The organism is Afifella pfennigii DSM 17143, from assembly GCF_000688515.1.
GTDB lineage: Bacteria > Pseudomonadota > Alphaproteobacteria > Rhizobiales > Afifellaceae > Afifella > Afifella pfennigii.
On the sequence record NZ_JHZK01000003.1, the window covers coordinates 196,511 to 209,747 of the forward strand.

At 67.3% G+C, this 13,237-nt stretch carries 14 protein-coding genes and 1 pseudogene; 3 read left to right on the forward strand and 12 right to left on the reverse strand.

The annotated features are described in order from the left end of the window. Nucleotides 1-57 precede the first annotated feature (57 nt). Together purL and Q331_RS19920 are read right to left on the reverse strand one after the other, a co-directional pair. Nucleotides 58-2,307, reverse strand: a complete 2,250-nt coding sequence (gene purL / locus Q331_RS0104260; RefSeq protein WP_026379655.1) for a phosphoribosylformylglycinamidine synthase subunit PurL — start codon at nt 2,305-2,307, stop codon at nt 58-60. A gap of 136 nt (nt 2,308-2,443) precedes the next feature. Continuing rightward, nucleotides 2,444-3,861: pseudogene (locus Q331_RS19920) on the reverse strand (aminotransferase-like domain-containing protein). Between the two features lie 83 nt (nt 3,862-3,944). Here Q331_RS19920 and Q331_RS23380 point away from each other — a divergent pair. Next, nucleotides 3,945-4,166: a DUF1127 domain-containing protein gene (locus Q331_RS23380; protein WP_026379656.1), complete on the forward strand. Its 222-nt coding sequence runs from the start codon at nt 3,945-3,947 to the stop codon at nt 4,164-4,166. A 96-nt stretch (nt 4,167-4,262) separates the two neighbouring features. Here the strand turns inward: Q331_RS23380 and Q331_RS19925 are convergent, their stop codons facing one another. From Q331_RS19925 to purC, 6 genes are all read right to left on the reverse strand, one after another. Next, on the reverse strand, nt 4,263-4,688 hold the full coding sequence (locus Q331_RS19925) for a hypothetical protein (RefSeq protein WP_034490967.1): 426 nt from the start codon (nt 4,686-4,688) through the stop codon (nt 4,263-4,265). Further along, nucleotides 4,685-5,368: a phosphoribosylformylglycinamidine synthase subunit PurQ gene (gene purQ / locus Q331_RS0104280; RefSeq protein WP_026379657.1), complete on the reverse strand. Its 684-nt coding sequence runs from the start codon at nt 5,366-5,368 to the stop codon at nt 4,685-4,687. Before purQ ends, Q331_RS19925 begins: the two co-directional genes overlap by 4 nt. Before the next feature lie 38 nt (nt 5,369-5,406). Next, nucleotides 5,407-6,144, reverse strand: coding sequence for a DUF4336 domain-containing protein (locus tag Q331_RS0104285; protein WP_026379658.1), 738 nt, complete (start codon nt 6,142-6,144; stop codon nt 5,407-5,409). A 110-nt stretch (nt 6,145-6,254) separates the two neighbouring features. Then, nucleotides 6,255-6,725 carry a GIY-YIG nuclease family protein gene (locus Q331_RS0104290; RefSeq protein ID WP_169738466.1) on the reverse strand — a complete coding sequence of 157 codons (471 nt, stop codon included), beginning with the start codon at nt 6,723-6,725 and terminating at the stop codon, nt 6,255-6,257. Then, entirely contained in the window at nt 6,725-6,961 is a 237-nt protein-coding gene (gene purS, locus Q331_RS0104295; RefSeq protein WP_026379660.1) for a phosphoribosylformylglycinamidine synthase subunit PurS, read from the reverse strand. Before purS ends, Q331_RS0104290 begins: the two co-directional genes overlap by 1 nt. A gap of 441 nt (nt 6,962-7,402) precedes the next feature. Further along, complete coding sequence (purC, locus tag Q331_RS0104300) at nt 7,403-8,167, reverse strand: phosphoribosylaminoimidazolesuccinocarboxamide synthase (protein ID WP_026379661.1); 765 nt, start codon at nt 8,165-8,167, stop codon at nt 7,403-7,405. A gap of 236 nt (nt 8,168-8,403) precedes the next feature. Between purC and Q331_RS0104305 the strand changes: the two genes are divergently transcribed. Both Q331_RS0104305 and Q331_RS0104310 read left to right on the forward strand, forming a co-directional pair. Continuing rightward, the gene (locus Q331_RS0104305; RefSeq protein ID WP_026379662.1) at nt 8,404-8,727 is read left to right on the forward strand and encodes a DUF1476 domain-containing protein; all 324 of its coding nucleotides are present in this window, start codon (nt 8,404-8,406) and stop codon (nt 8,725-8,727) included. Between the two features lie 12 nt (nt 8,728-8,739). Continuing rightward, nucleotides 8,740-9,516 carry an HpcH/HpaI aldolase family protein gene (locus tag Q331_RS0104310; protein WP_026379663.1) on the forward strand — a complete coding sequence of 259 codons (777 nt, stop codon included), beginning with the start codon at nt 8,740-8,742 and terminating at the stop codon, nt 9,514-9,516. A 4-nt stretch (nt 9,517-9,520) separates the two neighbouring features. On the opposite strand, the gene Q331_RS0104315 is transcribed toward Q331_RS0104310, so the two are convergent. The 4 genes from Q331_RS0104315 to Q331_RS0104330 form a co-directional block, all read right to left on the reverse strand. Beyond that, nucleotides 9,521-10,069: an RBBP9/YdeN family alpha/beta hydrolase gene (locus tag Q331_RS0104315; protein WP_026379664.1), complete on the reverse strand. Its 549-nt coding sequence runs from the start codon at nt 10,067-10,069 to the stop codon at nt 9,521-9,523. Nucleotides 10,070-10,078: 9 nt separating this feature from the next. After that, nucleotides 10,079-11,386: an adenylosuccinate lyase gene (gene purB, locus Q331_RS0104320; RefSeq protein WP_026379665.1), complete on the reverse strand. Its 1,308-nt coding sequence runs from the start codon at nt 11,384-11,386 to the stop codon at nt 10,079-10,081. Between the two features lie 268 nt (nt 11,387-11,654). Further along, the gene (locus Q331_RS0104325) at nt 11,655-12,143 is read right to left on the reverse strand and encodes an Lrp/AsnC family transcriptional regulator (RefSeq protein ID WP_026379666.1); all 489 of its coding nucleotides are present in this window, start codon (nt 12,141-12,143) and stop codon (nt 11,655-11,657) included. 49 nt (nt 12,144-12,192) lie between these two features. Beyond that, on the reverse strand, nt 12,193-13,215 hold the full coding sequence (locus tag Q331_RS0104330) for a P1 family peptidase (protein WP_026379667.1): 1,023 nt from the start codon (nt 13,213-13,215) through the stop codon (nt 12,193-12,195). Between the last annotated feature and the right edge of the window lie 22 nt (nt 13,216-13,237).

The window sequence follows — 13,237 nt, forward strand, 5'->3', positions numbered from 1 at the left end:
ATGCTTGGCGAATGTGGGCAATCGCCGGAAAAAGGTCAATCCGGCCCTCAGGATATGTCAGCTCGGGGAGGGCGTTCCCGCCTCTTCCATATAGGCCGGAAGCCAGCCTTCATGCGCCCCGCGGAGGCTTTTCACAAGCACCGAGCCGGCGCCGTCGAAAGCGAGCGCATCGCCGCCGACCGTGCCGAGCGGCGCGGCGGGGATGCCGGCGGCCTCCGCTTCCAGGAGAATGCTCTCCGCCTCCTCGGCGCTGGCGGTGACGACATAGCGGGCCTGGTCCTCGCCGAAGAGCGCGGCGTCGGCGCGGCCGGGCGGCGGGGCGATATCGGCGCCCAGATCGCCCGCCATCGCCATCTCGGCCAGCGTCACGGCAAGGCCTCCATCGGAGATATCGTGGCAGGCCGTGACGCGGCCATCCAGGATGAGGTGGCGAACGAAGTCGCCGTGGCGCTTCTCGGCCGCCAGATCCACCGGCGGCGGCGGACCTTCCTCGCGGCCGTGGATCTCGCGCAGATAGACGGACTGGCCGAGATGCCCGCCCCAGGCCTTCGGTGCGGCGCCGATGAGAATGATGGCCTCGCCGGCACGCTTGAAGGCGATGGTGGCAGCCTTGCGCCAATCCTTCAGAAGGCCAATGCCGGCAATCGTCGGGGTGGGCAGGATCGCCTTGCCGGAGGTCTCGTTGTAGAGCGAGACATTGCCGGAGACGACGGGGAAGGCAAGCGCCCGGCAGGCCTCGCCGATGCCCTCGATCGCCTTGACGAAGCTGCCCATGATCTCCGGCTTCTCCGGATTGCCGAAATTGAGATTGTCGGTGACGGCAAGCGGGCTCGCGCCGACGGCGGTGAGGTTGCGCCAGCATTCGGCGACGGCCTGCTTGCCGCCCTCGAAGGGATCGGCCTCCACATAGCGGGGCGTCACGTCGGAGGCGAGGGCGAGCGCCTTGTCGCCGGCGGCATGGAAGGCGCGGTCGACGCGGATGACGGCAGCATCGCCCCCCGGCTTCACCACGGTGTTGCCCTGGACGAGATGGTCGTACTGTTCGAAGATCCAGCGCTTGGAGCAGAGATCCGGCGAGCCGACGAGCCTGACGAGGGCGGCGCCGATATCCTCCGGCTCTGGCACGCTGGCGAGGTTGAGCGGGGCGGGGGGCTGTGGCGCCACCCATGGCCGGTCGTATTCCGGCGCTTCGTCGCCGAGCTCCTTGATCGGCAGATCGGCAACCTCCTCGCCATGGCGTGAGACGCGGAAGCGCAGATCGTCGGCGGTGGTGCCGACCTCGGCGAAATCGAGGCCCCATTTCCTGAAGACGGCTTCGGCCGCATCGCGCCTGTCGGGGCGCAGCACCATCAGCATGCGCTCTTGGCTTTCCGACAGCATCATCTCGTAGGCGGTCATGGCGCGCTCGCGCACCGGCACCTTATCGAGGTCGAGGGAAACACCGAGATCGCCCTTGGCGCCCATCTCCACCGCCGAGCAGGTGAGACCGGCCGCGCCCATATCCTGGATGGCGACGACGGCACCGGTTTCCATCAGCTCCAAACAGGCTTCCAGAAGCCGTTTTTCGGTGAAGGGATCGCCGACCTGGACGGTGGGGCGCTTGGACTGCGTTTCCTCGCCGAATTCGGCGGAGGCCATGGTGGCGCCGCCAACGCCGTCGCGGCCGGTCTTGGCGCCGAGATAGACGACCGGAAGGCCGACGCCTTCCGCCTTGGAATAGAAGATGGCGTCGGCGCGCGCGATGCCGAGCGCGAAGGCGTTGACGAGGCAGTTGCCGTTGTAGCGGCGATGGAAATTGACCTCGCCGCCGACGGTCGGGACTCCAAAGGAATTGCCGTAGCCGCCGATGCCGGCGACGACGCCGGCGACGAGATGGCGGGTCTTTTCGTGTTCCGGGTCGCCGAAGCGCAACGCGTTCATCGCCGCCACGGGACGCGCGCCCATGGTGAAGACGTCGCGCAGGATGCCGCCAACGCCGGTCGCGGCGCCCTGATAGGGCTCGATATAGGAGGGGTGGTTGTGGCTCTCCATCTTGAAGACGGCGACGAGCCCGTCGCCGATATCGACGATGCCGGCATTCTCGCCCGGCCCGCAGACGACCTGCGGCCCGGAGGTCGGCAGCGTCTTCAGCCATTTCTTGGAGCTCTTGTAGGAGCAGTGCTCGTTCCACATGGCCGAGAAGATGCCGAGCTCCGTCAGGCTCGGCTCGCGGCCGATGAGATCCAGGATGCGCTGATACTCATCCGGCTTCAGGCCGTGGGCGGCGACAAGCTCGGGGGTGATGGGAAGCGCGTTCGGTCGGTGCATGTCTCTGCCTGAATCTGCCTCGGCGCGGCGGGGCGCCGCTTGCCCGGCGTCTTAGCGCGAGATCGCCGCGCGACATACCGGTGGGAGAAGAAAATCCCCTGCCGGAGCGCTGCCGGGCCCGCGAGCCGGCCGCAGCTCAGTTGTAGCTGTCGTAGCCCGCCGGGCCTTGATCGAGAAGGCGGCGCAAGGTGAGGAAGCCCTCGCCGACGCGCCGGCGGTCGGGGACGGACGAAAAGCCGAGGCGAACGCCATGGAAGGCGGTGTCGCAGCGCGCGGGCTTGAACTCGTCCTCCTCGCAGATGAGGATATTCGCGGCCGCGGCGGCAGCCTTGAAAGTGCCGGAAAGCCAGGGCTCGGGCAAAGTGAGCCAGAGGAAGGGCGAAAAGTCGCTGAGGCGCACGTGAAGCCCGGCCAAAGCCTGCCGCGCCAGCGCGACGCGCTGCGCGATCTCGGCGCGGCTCGTCGCCATCAACTCGAAGGCGGCTTCCGAGACGACCAGCCGGGCGACAAGCTCCGTCATGAGGAAGGGCATGCCGCCGGTCAGCATCTTGTGGGCGGTATTGATGCGGCTGGCAAAGCCCGGCGGACAGGCGACCCAGCCGCCGCGTAGGCCGGCGGCGACGGATTTCGACAACCCGCCGATACGGAAGACCCGGTCGGGCGCGATGGCGGCCATCGGCGGCGCGTCCTGCATGCTAAGGACACCGTAGACGGCGTCTTCGATGATAGAGACCTGGTGGCGGCGGGCAATCTCGGCGATCGCGGCGCGCCGTGCCTTTCCCATCACCACGCCGGTCGGGTTCTGCATCGCCGGCATGAGGAAGAGGAGCTTGGGATGCTGCTGGGCGCAAAGCCGCTCGAAGTCATCCGGCAGGGCGCCTTCCTCGTCAGCGGCAACGATGGTCGGGCGGCGGCCGAATAGCGCCGCGCCGCGGGCGATGGAGGCGTAGTGAGGGGCTCGAAGGCGATGCGGTCGCCCGGCGCGGTGGTGGCGGCGATGACGGCCATGACGGCGGCATGGGCGCCGAGCGTGGGCACGACATCCTCATGCTGGGGCGTCCAGCCGGCGCATGCAAGCCAGCGCGCCCCTGCTTCCAGCCAGCGCGGTGGGGTGGAGCAGACATAGGTGGCGACGTCGCTGGGGCTATCGCGGCAGATCTCCGCCGTCAGACGTTCCAGGATCGGGCCGATGCCGATCTCCGGCGCAGCCGTGATGTCGAAGTAGAGCAGGTGATCGTTCGGCACGGTGCGCGCCGCGGCCGACGCTGGCAAGGTCGTGGCGGGCGGCTCCTGCGGCGGGCTCTGCGCCTGGCGTGCTCTCACATACGTGCCACGGCCGACTTCCCCGGAGACAAGACCGCGCTCGCGGGCCAGCGCATAGGCCCGGCTGACCGTGCCGATGGTGACGCCGATATCGAAAGCGAGATGGCGCTGAGGCGGAAGCTTGGCGCCGGGCGGAAGAATGCCGGCATCGATGTCGCGCTCGATCCGGTCCGCCAGGCGGGCATAAAGCGGACCTGCGCCGTCGGAAAGGTCGGGCAGCCAAGTTGTCATGGTGACAATTGAATATCTTGCGCGCAGCTGGAGTGTCAATTCATAAGTATTGGGGTGACGATTTTGGCTAAATGAGACGGAAAATGGGTGCAATTGATACAATTCGAGGCAGCACGAGCTGGCTCCGTCTCGCTTCGCGTCAGGGTTCCGCTCTCGGCGCCAAGCTCCATGCCAGACTGGCACTGATGGCGCAGAGGCGGCGCACGCGGCGGGCGCTGCTGGAACTCACCGATACGCAACTGAAGGATATCGGCCTGTCGCGCGCCGATGCCTATCGCGAAGGCAGGCGCCCCTTCTGGGACTGAGAGAGCCCTTCGGCGGGGCAGTTTGCTGTGGCGTAGGTGCCGGCGGGATTTTGCCTGACGTTCGAATCGCTTCGGCTCAATTGCCGAGAAAATGATTCATGCCTGGCAGGCGCTGGAGCCGGCAGCCCAGCGGGCGATATCGGCGCGGATACGCGGGCCTTCGGATGTGCCGAGAAGCGGGCCGAAGAGTTTGACTTCGCTACCCCGCCCGGCCGCCTCGGCCGAAACGACGAGCTGCGGCAGGCCGCCGGGCGCGCCTTTGGGCAGGAGGAGGATGCGCGGGCGGCCGGAATAGGAGTTCAGCTCGGGCGCGTAGATATAGCCGGAAAAGGCTGGCTCGCCGGAAAACCAGCATCGGCGCATGGCATCGGCGATGCCGGCGGTGGCGGAGGAGGGGGCCGATGCGGCGGCGTAGCTGAAATAATCCTTCGGTCCGCCGAGGCAGCCGGCAAGAAGAAGGCCCGCCGCGGCAGCGCCGAGAAAGGCGCCACGGCTCGGCTGGCCGGGGAAGGCTCGGCTCAAGCGGCCTTCTCGGAAAGCTCGTCGGCAAGGCCCTTGAAGAGCCGCAGCCCGTCGAGGCAGCCATGCGCCTCCTCGGTGAAGTCCTCCGGATGCGGCATCATGCCGAGCACGTTGCGGCGGACATTGCAGATGCCGGCGATGTCGCGCTGCGAGCCGTTCGGATTGGTCCCTTCGGCGTAGCGGAAGACGACGCGGCCCTCGCCTTCCAGCGCATCGAGCGTGGCGGCATCGGCGAAATAATTGCCGTCGGCATGGGCGACCGGGCAGCGGATGACCTCGCCCCGGCGATAAAGCCGGGTGAAGGGCGTGTCGGTTGCGGCGACCTCCAGCTTCACCTCGCGGCAGACGAAGCGGAGCGAGGCGTTGCGCATCAGGGCGCCCGGCAGAAGCCCCGCCTCGCACAGCGCCTGGAAGCCGTTGCAGACGCCCAGAACGAGAACGCCGGCCTCGGCACGGCGCGCCACCTCGCGCATCACCGGCGAATGGGCGGCGATGGCGCCGGCGCGCAGGTAGTCGCCATAGGAGAAGCCGCCCGGCAGGATGATGAGGTCGATGCCGGCCGGCAGGCTGGTCTCGCCGTGCCAGACGAGCCGCGGGTCGCGGCCGGTGGCCAGGCGGAGCGCGGCGGACATGTCGGCCTCGCGATTGGTGCCGGGAAACTGGATGATGGCAGCGTGCATCGGCATTTCCTAATGGGAGGGTCCCGGTCGGGGCCCGGTCAGAGGAGCCAGCGGAGGGCGCGCGCAAGCTCAGCCTCTCCATCGTCCAGATAGCATCGCCCATGGGCAAGAAGAACCCGCTCCGGCCGCCATGCCAACATTTCTTTCGCGGCATGGCCGGCGGCGCCGCGGCGGCCGAAGAAGGTGAGGCGCAGATCGCGCGGCGTGGAGCCCGCCGGGTCCATGACGCCGCCGAGGCGCATCAAGAGGCGCAGATGCGGGCAGGTGATGCGCTCGGCCTGGAAATTCTCCACCATGTCGGTGAGGACGAGCGTGGCGGAGGGGCGATGGAAAAGCTCCAGCTCCGTCATGAAGCCGCCGACGAGCGGCAGGCAGGCGATCTCCTTGCCCCATTCGAGAGGCGCGGTGGTGATTTCCGCCTCGAAGCCGGAAAAGCGCTGCCGCGCCGCTTCCGCAACGCCCGGCGCGGCGTAGGCGGTGGCGTCCGGAAAGCGCGCCTTCCAGTCTCCGATCCACCAATAATGCAGCTTGTTGGGAGCCAGGAGGGTGCGGATTTCGCCGAGCTCTGAGACGGCGGCGGCGAGCTCCTCCGTCAGCGGCGTCGGCGAATGCAGAACGAGGCCGCCGTCGGAAAGCCGCAGCACCGTCATGCGCGTGGTGAAGGGCAGGGAGCCGACGACATAGCGCATCGAGATTTTGGGCCCGTCGACGATCCAGACGTCTTCGGCAATCGGCTTCAGCGTGTTCAGCGGCTCGTAGGGCTTGAGGCAGGACATGGCTGTCTATTGGCGAATCGGACCATCGCGGCGCGGGACTGAGCCTCTCCTGCCAGCCCATCGTGTCGCTGCCGTGGCGCCGCTGCGCCTGTCAGCTTAAGTGTGCGGCCCTAATGGGTGGCGAAGTCGTTGTAGGGCGTCTTCAACGCCGTCGCCGCATAGACCTCGAAGAGGTGTTGGGAGAGGAGGTCGTCGATGACGACGTATCGGCCCGACATGGCACGCAAGCGAGCCGTCGTTCGTTCGAATGCGGCGCGGAATTCCTCGTTCGCCATCAGATGCTTGCGCGAGCCAAGCGGTTTGTAGCTGGCTTTGAGATGGCCGGTCGCCTCGCGGGCGAGGCGGAAGGCGAAGGCCGATTGTTCGGCGCGGCCGGCGATATGGTTGCCGATGCGCTGGCGGATATTCTTGGAGCGGCCGGTATAGAGGGGCTTTGCACCCTCAAAGATGACGTAGACGCCCGGCGCGGCCGGAAAATGCCGCCTTTCGGTGAGCGGATGCGGGGTACAGCGCTGCAGCTCCTCCAGAAGGGGCGGTAGCCTCTCAAGCAGCGCCCGATACTCCGCAAGGAGCGCCGCCATCATCCCATCTCGATGCGGTAATCCTCAATCACCGTATTGGCGAGCAGTGTCTCACACATCGATTGCAGCCGCTCGGCGGCCGGTTCGCCGGTCTCTTCAAGCTCGATATCGAAGACCTTGCCCTGGCGCACCGAACCGATGCCGGCAAAGCCGAGGGCGGCCAGCGCCCCTTCGATCGCCTGGCCCTGCGGGTCGAGAACGCCTTCCTTCAAGGTGACGTAGATGCGGGCTTTCATGTCGTGTCTCCGGAGGGCTGGCCGGCGCTTCCGGGCCGGCGGCGATGTTCCGCCCACTAAGCAAAAAAGGCGCGGCGGGGCGAGCCCGCAGGCGCCTCGATCAACATGTCCCTGCGCAGATGGCGCGGGGCGAGGCCGATGGCGGCAGCACTGCCCGGCCCATGACCTCTCTGTCGTCATTGCCGGGCCTGACCCGGCAATCCATTCTCTAGCGGCGCCTCTCGCGCGCCGCCTTCGGGTTTGTTCTGCCGGAAGGGACGAGGAATGGATGCCATGGTCGAGCCATGGCATGACGACAACCGGCGACGTGCCCATTCTTACTGCCGTGAGGCACTGCGTCGCGCGAAGGACGAAGAAAGGATGCCATGGTCGCGCCATGGCATGACGACATTCATAGGCTCCGCCGCGCCTGCTGCCGGCCGTCATGGCCGGCCGGGACGCCTACTGGACGAGGACGGGGCCGGTGCCGGTGACGCGCTCATTGGCATTGAGGATGCCAAGGCGCCGCGCCACTTCCTGGTAGGCTTCCAGAAGGCCGCCGAGATCGCGGCGGAAACGGTCCTTGTCCAGCTTCTCGTTGGAGGTCATGTCCCACAGCCGGCAGGAATCGGGCGAAATCTCGTCTGCGACGACGATACGCACCATGTCGTTCTCGTAGAGCCGGCCGCATTCCATCTTGAAATCCACAAGACGGATGCCGACGCCGAGGAAGAGGCCAGACAAGAAGTCGTTCACGCGAATCGCGAGCGACATGATGTCGTCCATCTCCTGCGGGTTGGCCCAGCCGAAAGCGGTGATGTGCTCCTCGGAGACCATCGGATCGCCGAGTTCGTCGTTCTTGTAGTAGAACTCGATGATGGAGCGGGGCAGCGGCGTGCCCTCCTCGATGCCGAGACGCTCCGACAAGGAGCCGGCGGCGACGTTGCGCACCACCACCTCGAGCGGGATGATCTCCACCTCGCGGATCAACTGCTCGCGCATGTTGAGCCGGCGAATGAAATGGGTCGGAATGCCCATGTCATTGAGATGGTTGAAGATATATTCGGAGATGCGGTTGTTGAGCACCCCCTTGCCGTCGACGACCTGGTGTTTCTTCTTGTTGAAGGCGGTGGCGTCGTCCTTGAAGTGCTGGACGAGCGTTCCAGGCTCAGGCCCTTCGTAGAGGATCTTGGCCTTGCCTTCATAGATACGGCGGCGACGGTTCATAGGGTTCAATCTGACGATCATGATGAGAAGAGGTACGGGCGGGGTCTCGGATTTGCAACGCGGTCCGCCCATTGCGCGGCGGAACCTAGCCGAAAGCGGGGACAAGCACAACGTCATGTTGGCGCCGGGCAGCCGGCGACCTTCTCGTCCGGCGCCGACCGGCATTGCAGAGGCGGCTGAGTGCGGCTAACACAACAGTGATTTTGGGCCCTATTTCGGCGAGGGAAAGAGCGGCGATGACCACATTCGACGATCGCGAGAACGCCTACGAGAACAAGTTCGCGCGCGACGAGGAGCTGAAGTTCAAGTCGATGGCGCGGCGCAACCGCCTGCTCGGCCAGTGGGCTGCCGACAAGCTCGGCAAGAGCGGCGAGGAGGCGGAAGCCTATGCGCGCGAGGTGGTGCGCGCCGATTTCGACGAGCCGGGCGACGAGGACGTCTTCCGCAAGGTGAAGGGCGACCTGGATGCGGCCGGCATCGCCGTCTCGGAGGATGAGATTCGCCAGACCATGCGCCGGCTTCTGGTGGAGGCGGCCGAGCAGATCGAGGCCGGTCGCTAGGAACGCGCTGCCATGGGCAGCGCGAGCCTGGCTGAACGGCTCAAGGCCGGCGACAAGCTCGTCAGCGCCTGGTCGGTTCTTCCCGAGCCGCTGATCGCGGAGACGCTGGCGCGGGTCGGTTTCGACGCCGTGACGCTCGACATGCAGCATGGCTTCCATTCCAGCGAGAGCGTCTTGCGCGGCATCGGCGGGGTGGCGCTGGCCGGCGGTCCGGCCATCGTGCGGGTGCCGGTCGGGCGCTTCGATATGGCGAGCCGGGCGCTGGACATGGGCGCGGCGGCCGTCATCGCGCCGATGGTCAACAGTCTTGATGAGGCCCGCGCCTTCGCCGCCGCGACCAAGTTTCCGCCGCTCGGCGAGCGTTCCTGGGGACCGGGACGCGCGGTGGAGCTCTCCGGCGGCGCCGGCGGCGGTGCCTATCTGCGGCAAGCCAACGAAGACACCTTGTCGCTCGCCATGATCGAGACGCGCGCGGCGCTGCGTCTTGCCGAGGAGATCGCCGCCGTTGACGGCATCGACGGGCTCTTCGTCGGCCCCTCCGACTTCTCCATCGCCTGGAGCGAGGGGATTACGGTCGACCATGCGTTGGAAGAGATGATGGAGGCAATCGCAAGCATCGCCGCGGCCGCCCGCAAGGCGGGCAAGGTCGCCGCCATCTTCGCCGCCGACGCCGCCTTCGGGCCGCGCTACCACGCCATGGGCTTCGATCTCGTTTGCGCGGGAGTCGACGCGGCGTGCCTCAGCTTCGGCGCCGCCGCGGCGCTGCACAAGGCGCGTGGCCAAGCCTGAACACCTAAAGCCGCGCCATCATCCGGGCGAAGACCATCAGTCCTTCCGGCCAGGGCCCGTGGCCCGATTCCTCGTTGATATGGCCGGCATCGCCGGCGTCGATGAGGAGCGAGCCCCAGGCATGGCCCCAATCCTCCGCCACCTCAAAGGCGCAATAAGGATCGCTGCGGCTGGCGACGAGCAGCGAGGGGAAGGGCAGGGGATCCTCCGGCACCGGGAGGAAATTCTCCGCCCCCGCCAGCGACGCGGCACCTTGCGAGAAATCCGGCGGGGCGACGAGAAAGGCGGCACGCACGGCGCCGTCGCCGAGATAGCGGGCGGCATGGACGAGGGTGAGCGCCCCGGCGGAATGGCCGATGAGCACGACGGGGCGCTTGGCCAGCCGCACGGCGGCGATGACGTTCGCCGTCCAGGCGGCGAGATCGGGATTGAAGAAATCCTGCTCGATCGTCTCCGCGGTCTGAAGCTTCGCCGCCCAGCGGCGGTACCAGTGACCCGGCCCGCCGCCGAAAAGGCCCGGATGGATGAGAATGTCGGCTTCGCGCGCCTTCATGCCGGCGGCTCAGCTCTCGCCGAAGACCCGGGCGAAAACGGTGTCGACATGCTTGAAGTGATAGTCGAGGTCGAACATCTCCTCCAGCTTCGAAACCGGAATCATCTCCGTCACCTGCGGGTCGCTCTTCAACTCTGCGAGGAAGTCGGCGCCGCGCTCCCAGGTCTTCATGGCGTGGCGCTGGACCATGGCGTAGGCGTCCTCGCGAGAGGCGCCGGCCTGGGTGAGGGCCAGCATGACGCGCTGCGAATTGTGCAGGCCAGACAGCCTGTCGAGATTTTCGCGCATGCGCTCAGGGTAGACGACGAGCTTGTCCACGACGCCGGCAAGGCGGGCGAGGGCGAAATCGAGCGTCACCGTGGCGTCCGGGCCGATCATCCGCTCCACGGAGGAATGGGAGATGTCGCGCTCGTGCCAAAGCGCGACGTTCTCCATCGCCGGCAGGGCATAGGCGCGCACCATGCGGGCAAGGCCGGTGAGGTTCTCCGACAGGACCGGGTTGCGCTTGTGCGGCATCGCCGAGGAGCCCTTCTGGCCGGGCGAGAAATATTCCTCCGCCTCCAGGACCTCGGTGCGCTGCAGGTGGCGGATCTCCGTTGCCAGCCTCTCTACCGAGGAGGCGATGACGGCGAGTGCGGCGAAATAGGCCGCGTGCCGGTCGCGCGGGATGACCTGGGTGGAGACGGGCTCGGGCGTCAGGCCCATCTTCTCGGCGACGTACTCCTCCACCCGCGGATCGATATTGGCGAAGGTGCCGACGGCGCCGGAGATGGCGCAGGTGGCGATCTCGGCGCGGGCGGCGATGAGCCGCTCGCGGGCGCGGGCGAATTCGGCATAGGCGGAAGCGAGCTTCAGGCCGAAGGTGGTCGGCTCGGCGTGGATGCCGTGCGAGCGGCCGATGGTCGGCGTCACCTTGTGCTCCAGGGCCCGGCGCTTCAGGGCGGCGAGCAGGCGGTCCAGATCGGCAAGGAGGAGGTCGCTGGCGCGGGCGAGCTGCACCGACAGGCAGGTGTCGAGGACATCGGAGGAGGTCATGCCCTGATGGACGAAGCGCGCCTCGGGCCCGACGATCTCGGCAAGATGGGTGAGGAAGGCGATGACGTCGTGCTTCACCTCGCGTTCGATCTCGTCGATGCGGGCAATGTCGAAGGTCGCCGCGCCGCCCTTTTCCCAGACGACCTCGGCCGCCTCCTTGGGCACGATGCCAAGATCGGCCATGGCGGTGAGGGCATGGGCCTCGATTTCAAACCAGATGCGGAATTTTTCCTCAGGCGACCAGATGGCCACCATCTCGGGGCGAGCGTAACGCGGAATCATATGGGAAGGCTCCTTCAGTCGCCTTCCGTTTAGTGGGCCGGCACGAAGGGTTCAATGCGGGGGGGCGTGCGGCGCGAATTCGCCGGTATAGGCATGCGGAAGGGACCGCGGCTTTCTGTGCTATGCGGGGCGGCAATGCTATGGCCGCAGTCGGCTATGACGACAGACAGGGCGCGGTTTCGTCGGCCGCTCCAGGGCAAGGACCTCGGCTGCCGGTGCGGGCTCTGATGACGACGGAGAGAGCGGGATTTCAACAGCCGCTCCCCCCTCATGCCTCCCTTATCGGCAGGGCAGGCGTATCCTTCACCGTGGCGACGACGATGCGCGACTGCACGTCGGTGACGAGCTCGTTGTCCAGAAGCTTGGAGCGCAGGAACCAGTCATAGGCGTGGATGTCGGTGGTGACGATCTTCAGGAGATAGTCGACGGCACCGGTAACGCGCTCGCAGACCAGCACCTCCGGCCAGGCATTCACCAGGCGGTCGAAGCTCTCCATGTTCTGCCGGCTCGGCAGGCCGAGCTTGACGAAGGCGTAGGAGACGAAATCGAGGCCGACGGCATCGCGCTCCACCAGCGCCACGACGGCGCGGATGATGCCGCTCTCCTTCAGCCGCTTGATGCGGCGCCAGGCCGGGGTCTGGCTCATACCGGCCTCGCGGGCGATCTCGGCGACGGAGAGCGAGGCGTCGCGCTGCATGATGCGCAAGATGCGGATCTCCCCGGGGTCGAGCTCGATGTCGTGCGGCCTTTGGATCATCCTTCCTCCCTGGCGCCTGCTGGAGCCTTTTTTTTGGTGGCGCCTTCTCTCAAGCTTTGGCGAAACGACACTTCCAAGTGGGTAACGCATCGCCCTTGGCGGGGCTTGCGGCATAGACCCCGCGCGCCACGGCGCGGGCAAGGGCGCGCACGGCGGCGGCCGACAACTCCGTCATCATCGCCAGGCGGTCGGCACCCGCACGAACGGCCACCTCGCCGGTCGCGAGCGTGAAGATCGTGTCGCCGTCATAGGGCGTGTGGGCGGGCCAGATGGCAAGGGCGAGACCGTCATGAGCGACGATGGCAAGGCGCTTGGCCTCCGCCTTGGTGAGGGCGAGGTCCGTGGCGATGACGGCGATGGTGGTGTTGGCGCCGGGGGCGGGGTCGAGCTTGGTCAAGGCCCTTGCCGCATCGGGCGGGATCATGGCGGGAAAGCCGAGCCCGCCGAACTCGCCATCCCGCTCAAAAGGCGCGGCGCGGAAGTGCGGGCCCGCGCCGAGGGTGACGGCGCCGACGGCGTTGACGGCGACGAAGGCGGCGAGGATGCCGCCGCCGGCAAGAGGCTCGGAGGCGAAGCCGAAGCCGCCCTTGAGATTGGCGGTGGTGGCGCCGGCGCCGGCGCCGAGCGTGCCGAGACCGGTCGCCGGCGCGGCGCTCTCGCAGGCTTCATAGGCAAGCGCGGGGTAGGGGTTTGGCGGTGCTTTGCGTCCCGGGGCGGGCAGGAAGGCCTTGTCGCCGCCATTGGCGAGATCGAAGAGGATCGCCGCCGGCACGATCGGCACGCGGAAGCCGGCGACGGCGAAGCCTCGGCCGCGCTCGGCCAGGAAAGACATAACGCCGTCGGCCGCCGACAGACCGAAGGCGGAGCCGCCGGCAAGGACGACGGCGTTGACGGCGCCGACGCTCGCCTGCGGCTCGGCGAGGCCGAGCTCGCGCCCGCCCGGCGCGCCGCCGGCGATGTGGGCGCTCATCACCGCCGGTGCCTCGGGGAGGATGACGGTGACGCCGGATTTCAGGCGGGGATCGTCGGCGTGGCCGATCATGAGGCCACGCGGCAAGGGGTCTTCGGGCATTAGGCGATCAAAGCCGCAGGAA

Coding starts and splice junctions, on each gene's coding strand:
- purL (WP_026379655.1), bottom strand. CDS start 2,307: ATGCACCGACCGAACGCGCTTCCCATCACCCCCGAGCTTGTCGCCGCC.
- Q331_RS23380 (WP_026379656.1), top strand. CDS start 3,945: ATGGGTGCAATTGATACAATTCGAGGCAGCACGAGCTGGCTCCGTCTC.
- purQ (WP_026379657.1), bottom strand. CDS start 5,368: ATGCACGCTGCCATCATCCAGTTTCCCGGCACCAATCGCGAGGCCGAC.
- Q331_RS0104285 (WP_026379658.1), bottom strand. CDS start 6,144: ATGTCCTGCCTCAAGCCCTACGAGCCGCTGAACACGCTGAAGCCGATT.
- Q331_RS0104290 (WP_169738466.1), bottom strand. CDS start 6,725: ATGGCGGCGCTCCTTGCGGAGTATCGGGCGCTGCTTGAGAGGCTACCG.
- purS (WP_026379660.1), bottom strand. CDS start 6,961: ATGAAAGCCCGCATCTACGTCACCTTGAAGGAAGGCGTTCTCGACCCG.
- purC (WP_026379661.1), bottom strand. CDS start 8,167: ATGAACCGTCGCCGCCGTATCTATGAAGGCAAGGCCAAGATCCTCTAC.
- Q331_RS0104305 (WP_026379662.1), top strand. CDS start 8,404: ATGACCACATTCGACGATCGCGAGAACGCCTACGAGAACAAGTTCGCG.
- Q331_RS0104310 (WP_026379663.1), top strand. CDS start 8,740: ATGGGCAGCGCGAGCCTGGCTGAACGGCTCAAGGCCGGCGACAAGCTC.
- Q331_RS0104315 (WP_026379664.1), bottom strand. CDS start 10,069: ATGAAGGCGCGCGAAGCCGACATTCTCATCCATCCGGGCCTTTTCGGC.
- purB (WP_026379665.1), bottom strand. CDS start 11,386: ATGATTCCGCGTTACGCTCGCCCCGAGATGGTGGCCATCTGGTCGCCT.
- Q331_RS0104325 (WP_026379666.1), bottom strand. CDS start 12,143: ATGATCCAAAGGCCGCACGACATCGAGCTCGACCCCGGGGAGATCCGC.
- Q331_RS0104330 (WP_026379667.1), bottom strand. CDS start 13,215: ATGCCCGAAGACCCCTTGCCGCGTGGCCTCATGATCGGCCACGCCGAC.